This window comes from Aquamicrobium terrae (assembly GCF_040545735.1).
GTDB lineage: Bacteria > Pseudomonadota > Alphaproteobacteria > Rhizobiales > Rhizobiaceae > Mesorhizobium > Mesorhizobium terrae_A.
The window spans coordinates 255,226-264,504 of record NZ_JBEPML010000006.1; the positions used below are offsets into that span (position 1 = coordinate 255,226).

The window sequence follows — 9,279 nt, forward strand, 5'->3', positions numbered from 1 at the left end:
CGATGAAGAAACTCCTGATCGCCAATCGCGGCGAAATCGCCATCCGCATCATGCGCGCGGCGAAGGACTACGGCGTGGCGACAGTGGCCGTCTATTCCGATGCGGACGCCGCTTCACTCCATGCCGGGCTTGCCGACGAAGCCTATGGCCTCGGGCCCGGCCGGCCGGCCGCGACCTATCTGGACATCGAAAAGCTCCTCGATGTCGCCCGCCGTTCGGGAGCCGACGCCGTCCATCCCGGCTACGGCTTCCTGTCGGAGCGGGCGGAGTTCGCGCAGGCGGTTGTCGACGCGGGGCTGAGCTGGGTCGGGCCGCGCCCGCAGGTCATCACCATGCTGGGCGACAAGGTCGAGGCCCGCCGCATCGCCGAAAAGGTCGGCGCGCCGCTGGTCAAGGGCTCGGACGGGCCGCTGGAGTCGGCGGCGGAGGCCATGGCCTTCGCCCGCGAGGTGGGTCTGCCGGTGGCGATCAAGGCCGCTTTCGGAGGCGGAGGGCGCGGCCTGAAGGTCGCGCACCGCCTTGAGGAGGTGGGCGAGCTGTTCGAATCGGCCGTGCGCGAGGCGACCGAGGCTTTCGGCCGGGGCGAATGCTATGTCGAGCAGTTCCTGCAAAAGCCGCGCCATATCGAGGCGCAGATCATCGCCGACACCCACGGCAACATCGTCGTTCTGGGCACGCGCGACTGTTCGCTCCAGCGGCGTAACCAGAAGCTGGTCGAGGAGGCGCCCGCGCCCTTCCTCACCGGGGACCAGCGCCAGCGCATCCACGACGCCGCCCGGGCGATCTGCGCCGGCGCGGGATACACCAGCGCCGGCACGGTGGAGTTCCTGCTGTCGCAGGACGGGGTGATCTCCTTCCTCGAGGTCAACACCCGGCTTCAGGTCGAGCATCCCGTCACCGAGGAAACCACCGGCGTCGACATCGTGGTCGAGCAATTGCGCATCGCCGACGGCCTGCCCCTGTCGGTGGGCGAGACGCCGGCGCCGCGCGGTCATGCCTTCGAATTCCGCATCAACGCGGAAGACCCGGGCCGCGGCTTCCTGCCGACGCCGGGCCGCGTCACCCGCTTCCGGCCGCCGTCCGGGCCGGGGGTGCGCCTCGACAGCGGCGTCGAGGCAGGCTCCGAAATTCCCGCCATCTACGACAGCTTGATGGCCAAGCTCATCGTGTCCGGGCCGACGCGCGAACAGGCCCTTGTCCGCGCCCGGCGCGCCCTGGCCGAGTTCCGCATCGAAGGCGTGGCCTCGGTCCTGCCGTTCCACCGCGCCGTGGCGGAGCATCCGGCCTTTACCGCGCCGGATGGTTTTGGCGTGTTCACCAACTGGATCGAAACCGAGTTCGGCGAACTGCCGGCGGAAGCGCGGGTTGAACCGGTGGAGAGCGGCCTTGTCCGAAGCTTTGTCGAGATCGACGGCAAGCGATACCGCCTGGGCCTTCCCTCCGCGCTGCTGGCAAGCGTGAATGTGCCCGAAGCAGCGCCGGCGGCCCAGCCCCGCGCAAGGGCGGGCGCAATCACCGCCCCGGTCCCCGGCACGCTTCAGAAGTGGCTGGTCGCCGATGGCGACGAGGTCGCGGAGGGCGACGTGGTAGCCGTCCTCGAAGCGATGAAGATGGAAACCCGCATCAGCGCCCCGAAATCCGGCCGGATATCCTTGCAGGCGCAGCCCGGCGCCCTGGTCGAACTCGGGGCGGAACTGGCCGTCGTCGGGTAAGGTTCTAGAGCAATTCCGGTTCAGGTGGACTCGCCCCTCATCCCCCTGCCGGGACCTTCTCCCCGCAGGCGGGGAGAAGGAAGCCGTTTGCAACGCTGGTGACCCCCTCTCCCTGCTTGCGGGGGAGAGGGTAAGGGTGAGGGGCAGCTTCAAGGGTAAGGCGCCGTTTCCGGCAAAACCTGAAATGCTCTAGCCGCGCGGGCGCATGAGCTGGTCGATACGCCTGGCCGTGCGCGCCACGCCTTCCACGATGCGGTTGCTGGGGATCGATGAATAGCCCATGCGGAAGAAGCGGCACGGGCCGTCGAGATCGGGGAAGAAGGGCGAGCCGGTTTCGATCAGCACGCCGTCCTGCCGCAATTCGCTCATCAGCCGGTCGGCATCCATCCCCTCCGGCCCCCTGATCCAGAAGGCGGTGCCGCCGAAATCGGAGGCGCCGGCGATGTCGAAGCCCTCATGCGCCAGCGCGGCCGCCATCACCTCATGGCGCTTCTGGTATTCGATGCGCATGCGGCGGATGACCGCGTCGTAATGGCCGAGCGCCAGGAAATAGGACACCGTGCGCTGCAGATGGCCCGGCGGATGCCGCAGCATCAGGGCGCGCAGCGCGCGCGCCTCGCGGATCACCGGGGCAGGGGCGGCGAGATAGCCGAGCCTCAGGCCCGGGAACAGCGATTTGGAGAAGCTGCCCACATAGAGCACGCGCCCGTTGCGGTCGAGCGACTTCAGGGCGGGGGAGGGCGGCTTCAGGAAGCTCATTTCGAACTCGTAGTCGTCTTCCACGATGATGAAGTCGCGCCGCTCCGCCTCGGCCAGGAGGTCGAGCCGGCGCTGCATGGGCATGGTGGCGGCGGTGGGCGCGTGGTGGCTCGGCGTCACGAACACCACGTCGGTCTTTCCCGGCAGCCGGTTCGGCGGTAACCCGCCCTCGTCGACCTCGACGGCGGTGACCTGCGCGCCGCTCAGTTGCAGCGCGGCGCTGAGATCGGGGTGGCAGGGGTTCTCGCACACGGCGCTCGAACCCTGCTTGAGCATGAGCTGGATGATCAGCCACAGCGCGTTCTGCGCCCCCACGGTGACCAGTATCTCGTCGGGAGAGGCCTTGATGCCGCGGCTGGGCAGCGAGCGGGTGCAGATGTAGTTGACGAGCTGGATGTCGTCGGCGGCGGCGAAGTCGCCGGCCATCAGCTCGAAATCCTCGCGTGACAGCGCGCGCCGCGCGCAGTCGCGCCAGGCGGAAAGATCGAACAGCGTCGGGTCCATCTGGCCGTAGAGGAAGGGGAACGGGAAGCGGCTCCAGTCCAGCGGCTTGCGGATCGACTTGGCGATCGAGAAGCTGGCCTTGATCTTGTTTTGCCAGTTCACCTCGCTCCTGTCGTCCCGGTGCTCGCGGGCTGCGAAGTCCGTCTGCGGCGTGGTACCGGCGACGAGATAGGCGCTGCGCCCTTTGGCCTCCAGATAGCCCTGGGAGGCCAGTTCCTGATAGGCCAGCGTCACCGTGATGCGCGAGATGTTGAGGTAGTCGGCCAGCTTGCGCGTCGAAGGCAGCCGCGCGCCCGGCACCAGGCGGCCCGCCAGTATGGCCGACACCAGCGTCTCGCGAATCTGGCTTTGCAGGCCGGCGCGGTTCGCCCGGTCGACGAAAAAAATGGCCTCGGAAACGATTTGCTGGCTCACACATCATGCCTTTGCGTAACTGGACTCATTGAAGTTCCAGATTGGATATAAGGCAAGTCGCATTCCTCCCTTAGCGTCAGCTAATCCAGAAGAATGACCGCAGGAAGGTCGCGGCTGGGGGCGGATACGGGTTCCGCAGATTCCAATGGGAGAAAAACGATGAAATCATTTCAGGCACTGAAGAGATTTACACGCGTCGCCGCTTTTGCCGCCTCGGTATTCTATGCCGGAACGGCCCTCGCGCAGACGACGATCGTCGTCGGCTATCAGCAGATCGTGGGTCCGTTCGTCAGCGCCATCGCCGACGGCCGGTTCGATGCGGCGCTCAAGGACACCGGCTATACGGTCGACTGGAGGCAGTTCTCCTCCGCCGGCGACATTTCCACCGCGCTTGCCTCGGGCAACGTGCCGATCGGCGTCATCGGCTCGACGGGCGCGGCGGCTGCGGCCACCCGCGGCGTCGACATGCAGCTCTTCTGGATCCTCGACAATATCGGCAAGTCCGAGGCGCTCGTCGCGCGCGAGGGCTCCGGCATCGAGAAGCCCGAGGACCTCAAGGGCAAGAAGGTCGGCGTGCCGTTCGTGTCGACCTCGCACTTCCATCTTCTCGTCGGCATGGAGAAGGTCTGGAACATCGATCCGCGCGAGGTCAACATCCTCAACATGAAGCCGCCGCAGATCGTCGCCGCCTGGCAGCGTGGTGACATCGACGCCGCCTATGTCTGGCCGCCGGCGCTGTCGGAAATCCTCAAGAGCGGCAAGGTCATCTCCGACTCCGAGGTCATCGGCAAGGAGAGCGTCCCGACCTTCGACGGCATCGTCGTGGACAAGAAGTTCGCGGCCGACAATCCCGAATTCATGAACGCCTTCACCAAGGTTCTGGCCGACGCCTATGCCGACTATGCCAAGAACGGTGCCAACTGGACGGCGGATTCGCCCGAGGTGCAGGGCATGGTGAAGATGATCGGCGGCTCGCCCGAGGATGTGGTCGAGGCGCTGCAATTGCTGGCCTTCCCGACCGTCGAGGAGCAGGCGTCCAATGTCTGGCTCGGCGGCGGCGGCGAAAGCGGAGCGGTGCGTGCTTTCACGGAAAGTGCTAAATTCCTGGTCGAACAGAAGCAGATCGACCATGCGCTGGAAGACTACAGCGGCTTCGTGAATGCGGATTTCGCGACGGCGGCTGCGAAGTAACAGTTGAAATGCCGGCCGGCGGCATTTGATCGAGCATCGGAACATCCCGAAAACCGGTTCCACTTTTCGGTCCGATGCTCAAGCCGCCGGTGCTCTCCGAACAGGCTCGCAGGGGCCTGTAACCCCGGCGCATGTCCGACGGACAGGACGCGAGAAGGCAAGATATGGAAACTCTCAACGTCAGCAATGTGAACCTGACCTATCCGGGTCTGCATTCGGATGAGGCGGTGATCGCGCTGAAGGGCGTCAACCTGACGATCAACAGCGGCGACTTCGTGGTGGCGCTCGGCGCTTCCGGATGCGGCAAGACCACGCTGCTCAACCTGATGGCGGGCTTCATGGCGCCCACCGCCGGCGAGATCACGCTGGGCGGACGCCGCGTCACCGGCCCGGGCGCCGACCGTGGCGTGGTGTTCCAGAAGCATGCGCTGCTGCCCTGGCTAAACGTCATCGACAACACCGAATTCGGCCTGAAGCTGCAGGGCGTGCCGAAGGAGCAGAGGCGCGAACGCGCCGTGCGCAACCTGGAACTGGTCGGGCTGCAGGATTTCCACCGGCACATGATCTACCAGCTCTCGGGCGGCATGCAGCAGCGCGTCGGCATCGCCAGGGCGCTGACCTGCGACCCGGCCATGCTGTTGATGGACGAGCCGATGGCCGCGCTCGATGCGCTGACGCGCGAGACCATCCAGGAACTGCTGCTGCGCGTGTGGCAGCACACCCACAAGATGTTCTTCTTCATCACCCACAGTGTGGAGGAGGCGCTGTTCCTGGGCTCGCGGCTGATCGTGATGTCGCCGCGCCCCGGCCGCATCACCCACACCTACGAACTCGATTTCAACCGCCGTTTCCTCGAAAGCGGGGATGCGCGCGCAATCAAGTCCAGTCCCGACTTCATCGAGATGCGGGAAACCATACTGGGGATCATCTATGGCGATGAGCGAGCATCAGGAAACCCGGAGCTGGTCCATGCTTGAGCGGCTGTCCAGGGCGAAATCCGCCGAACCGGGCAAGGTCTATGGCGCGCCCGGCGAGGGATACAGCGGCCACATCAGCCTCATCACCGCGCTGGTGCTGATCGCGCTGTGGTTCTTCGTGACGTCGATGGGCTGGGTCAGGCCCCTGTTCCTGCCCTCGCCGATCGCCGTCTACAACAAGTTCATCCTGGCGATGACGGACGGCGTGGCCAACTCCACGCTGATCCAGCACACGCTGGCCAGCCTTGGCCGCGTCTTCGGCGCCTTCGCGCTGGCCTGCGTCACCGCCATCCCGATCGGCATATTGATGGGCGTCAACCGCTTCGTGCGCGGCCTGCTCGATCCGATCATCGAGTTCTATCGCCCGCTGCCGCCGCTGGCCTATCTGCCGCTGGTCATCATCTGGCTGGGCATCGGCGAGTTCCCGAAGGTCTTCCTGATCTTCCTGGCGATCTTCGCGCCGATGGCGATCGCCGCCCGCGCCGGCGTCCGTTCGGTGTCGACCGAGCAGATCCACGCCGCCTACGCCATGGGCGCCAGCCGCATGCAGGTGATCTCTCAGGTCATCATGAAGGCGGCGCTGCCGGAAATCTTCACCGGCATGCGCATCGGCATCGGCGTTGGCTGGACCACGCTGGTCGCGGCCGAAATGGTCGCCGCCAGCCGCGGCCTCGGCTTCATGGTCCTTAACGCCGCCGAATATCTGGCCAGCGACACCGTCATCATGGGCATCATCGTGATCGGCGTGTTCGCCTTCGCCTTCGACCTGCTCATCCGCTACCTCGAGAAGGTCTTCATTCCCTGGAAGGGACGCGTGTGATGGTACGGCTTATACGACCTTTCACTCCGCCGCCGCCCTAGACGGCACACGGACGGCATCCCCAACGACCATTGAAGCGCGGGCGTACTGCTGCGCCCGAACCCTGGCGTGCACCCTGCCGCGCGCCGAGCAGAAGGAAAGACCTGGACATGACGACATCGCAACTCACCGCAGCCGATCTTGCAGCATTGTTCGATGCCTTCAACCGGCACGACATCGATGGGGTGATGGCCTGGTTCGCACCCGACTGCGTGTTCAACACCATCGGCGGCTCCGAAGCCTGGGGCACCCGCATCGAGGGCACGCAGGCCATTGCCGCGGCATTCTCGGGCGTCTGGGGCGCCATGAAGGACGCCCGCTGGGACCATCACAGCCACTTCGTGCATGGCGACAGGGCGGTTTCGGAATGGACGTTCGCCGGCACCAACGCCGACGGCACCCGCGTCGAGGCGGAGGGCTGTGACCTGTTCACGCTCCGCGACGGCAAGATCGTCAGGAAGCAGGCCTTCCGCAAGAACCGGCCTCTGATCGAGGCGTGACAATGACCGTCCGTGACGGACGGAGGAACCGAGCCATGGAACATCAGGCAATCGAACGCAATCGGGCCCGCAAGCCCTACGATCCGAACTATGATCCGGTGGTGGCGCCCGATCCGGGCCACGGACGCGACTACGCGCCGACCTACTGGATCGGCACTGCCGGCGAGCCGCCTGCCGACGATGGGCCCGTGAAGGCCGACATGGATGTCGACGTCGTCGTCGTCGGCTCCGGCTATACGGGCCTGTCCTGCGCCATTCATCTGGCGCGCGAGCACGGCATCAAGGCCACGGTTCTGGAGGCCAACGGCGTGGCCTGGGGCTGCTCGACCCGCAATGGCGGGCAGGCGCAGATTTCCGCCGGCCGGCTGAAGCGTTCGCAATGGATCGAGCGCTGGGGCGTCGAGGTGGCGAAGAAGCTGCACAAGGAAATCGCCGAGGGCTTCGACCTGTTCCGCTCGCTGATCGCCGAGCCCGAGATCGACTGCCTGCCGCAGGATGGCGGCCACCTCTACATCGCCCATCGCGACAAGATGATGCCGGCGCTGGAGAAGGAATCGAAGCTGCTCAACGAGGTGTTCGGCTATCCGACCCGCATTCTCGGCCGCGACGAGATCCACCGCGACTTCGTCCGCGACGAGGAGGCGAAGGGCGCCATGCTGGAGCCGGACGGCATCGGCGTCCATGCCGGCAGGCTGGCCTTCGGCTATCTGAGGCTGGCGCGCAAGCTCGGCGCCAAGGTCCACACCGACAGCCCGGTGATCGGCTACACCCATCGCAACGGCGTGCACTATCTGGCGACGCCGGGCGGCACGGTGCGGGCGCGGGCCGTGGCCTTTGCCACCGCCGGCTACACATCGCCCGGCCTGCATCCGCTGACCAAGCACAGGCTGATGCCGGTGCTGTCGAACTCCATCGTCACCCGGCCGCTGAGCGATTCCGAGGTCGCGGCGCTGAACTTCAAGGCGAAGATCCCGCTGACCGACACCCGCACCTTGCGCCACTACTACCGGCTGATGCCCGACAACCGCTTCCAGATCGGCTCGCGCAGCGCCATCACCGGCGCGGACGCGGCCAACCAGAAGCATCTCGACCTGCTGCTTGCCGGCATGCACCGCAAGTTCCCGTCGTTGAAGGGCGTGCAGATCGACTATTCCTGGTGGGGCTGGGTCGACGTCAGCCACGACATGATGCCGCGCATCGCGCAGCCCGATCCGGCGCAGAGCGTCTTCTACGCCATGGGCTATGGCGGCAACGGCGTGATGTATTCGGCCCAGGCCGGCCGCCGCCTGGCGCAGATGATCGCCGGCAAGGGCGGCGGGCTCGACCTGCCGATCTTCACCTCGGCGCTGCCGCACCACGGCCTTCTGACGCCATTCCGGCGCATCGGCCAGCGCGCCATGTACCGCTGGTATTACCTCAGGGACGAATTGTTGTGATCGCCGGATCCCGGTGCTTCACCCAGTAAAAGGAAAGGAACGACGACGATGAAGATGACGACGGAAGAAGCGTTTGTTAAGGTCTTGCAGATGCATGGGATCGAGCATGCGTTCGGGATCATCGGTTCAGCGATGATGCCGGTTTCGGACCTGTTTCCGAAGGCGGGGATCACGTTCTGGGACTGCGCGCACGAGACCAATGCGGGTCTGATCGCGGACGGCTATGCGCGCGCGACGGGCAAGATGTCGATGGCGATCGCCCAGAACGGGCCGGGCGTGACCGGCTTCGTCACCGCGATCAAGACGGCCTACTGGAACCACACGCCGATGGTGCTGGTGACGCCGCAGGCGGCCAACCGCACCATGGGCCAGGGCGGCTTCCAGGAGGTGCCGCAGATGGCGGTGTTCGAGGACATGGTGTGCTACCAGGAGGAGGTGCGCGATCCCGCGCGCATTCCCGAGGTGCTCAACCGGGTGATCGAGAAGGCCTGGCGGGCGAGCGCGCCGGCCCAGATCAACATCCCGCGCGACTACTGGACCCATGTCATCGACGTGGAGCTGCCGCAGATCGTGCGGCTGGAGCGGCCGGCCGGCGGCAGCGAGGCGATCGCGGCGGCGGCGAAGCTTCTGTCGGAGGCGAAGTTCCCGGTCATCCTCAACGGCGCGGGCGTGGTCATCGGCGGGGCGATCGCGGATTCCGCCGCCCTTGCCGAGCGGCTCGACGCGCCGGTGTGCTGCGGCTACCAGCACAATGACGCCTTCCCCGGCGAGCATCGCCTTGCGGTCGGCCCGCTCGGCTACAACGGCTCGAAGGCGGCCATGGAGCTGATCGCGAAGGCCGACGTGGTGCTGGCGCTCGGCACCCGCCTCAACCCGTTCTCGACACTGCCCGGCTACGGCATCGACTACTGGCCGAAGGAAGCGAAG

Annotated in this window: 8 protein-coding genes; 7 read left to right on the plus strand and 1 reads right to left on the minus strand. The window is 66.1% G+C overall.

Annotated features, from left to right (window positions below):
* The first annotated feature begins 2 nt into the window (after positions 1-2).
* Complete coding sequence (locus ABID37_RS11435; RefSeq protein WP_354194743.1) at positions 3-1,712, plus strand: acetyl/propionyl/methylcrotonyl-CoA carboxylase subunit alpha; 1,710 nt, start codon at positions 3-5, stop codon at positions 1,710-1,712.
* A 189-nt stretch (positions 1,713-1,901) separates the two neighbouring features.
* Here ABID37_RS11435 and pdxR read toward each other — a convergent pair whose 3' ends face one another.
* The gene (pdxR, locus tag ABID37_RS11440) at positions 1,902-3,389 is read right to left on the minus strand and encodes a MocR-like pyridoxine biosynthesis transcription factor PdxR (protein ID WP_354194745.1); all 1,488 of its coding nucleotides are present in this window, start codon (positions 3,387-3,389) and stop codon (positions 1,902-1,904) included.
* 159 nt (positions 3,390-3,548) lie between these two features.
* On the opposite strand from pdxR, the gene tauA reads away from it, so the two are divergent.
* The 6 genes from tauA to ABID37_RS11470 all read left to right on the plus strand — a co-directional run.
* Positions 3,549-4,580, plus strand: coding sequence for a taurine ABC transporter substrate-binding protein (gene tauA, locus ABID37_RS11445; protein ID WP_354194747.1), 1,032 nt, complete (start codon positions 3,549-3,551; stop codon positions 4,578-4,580).
* A gap of 164 nt (positions 4,581-4,744) precedes the next feature.
* On the plus strand, positions 4,745-5,557 hold the full coding sequence (locus tag ABID37_RS11450) for a taurine ABC transporter ATP-binding protein (protein ID WP_354194749.1): 813 nt from the start codon (positions 4,745-4,747) through the stop codon (positions 5,555-5,557).
* Entirely contained in the window at positions 5,550-6,377 is an 828-nt protein-coding gene (locus ABID37_RS11455; protein WP_354194751.1) for an ABC transporter permease subunit, read from the plus strand. Before ABID37_RS11450 ends, ABID37_RS11455 begins: the two co-directional genes overlap by 8 nt.
* Before the next feature lie 149 nt (positions 6,378-6,526).
* The gene (locus ABID37_RS11460; protein WP_354194753.1) at positions 6,527-6,916 is read left to right on the plus strand and encodes a nuclear transport factor 2 family protein; all 390 of its coding nucleotides are present in this window, start codon (positions 6,527-6,529) and stop codon (positions 6,914-6,916) included.
* 35 nt (positions 6,917-6,951) lie between these two features.
* The gene (locus tag ABID37_RS11465) at positions 6,952-8,352 is read left to right on the plus strand and encodes an NAD(P)/FAD-dependent oxidoreductase (RefSeq protein WP_354194755.1); all 1,401 of its coding nucleotides are present in this window, start codon (positions 6,952-6,954) and stop codon (positions 8,350-8,352) included.
* Between the two features lie 48 nt (positions 8,353-8,400).
* A partial coding sequence (locus ABID37_RS11470; RefSeq protein ID WP_354194757.1) for a thiamine pyrophosphate-binding protein occupies positions 8,401-9,279 on the plus strand: 879 nt, incomplete at its 3' end.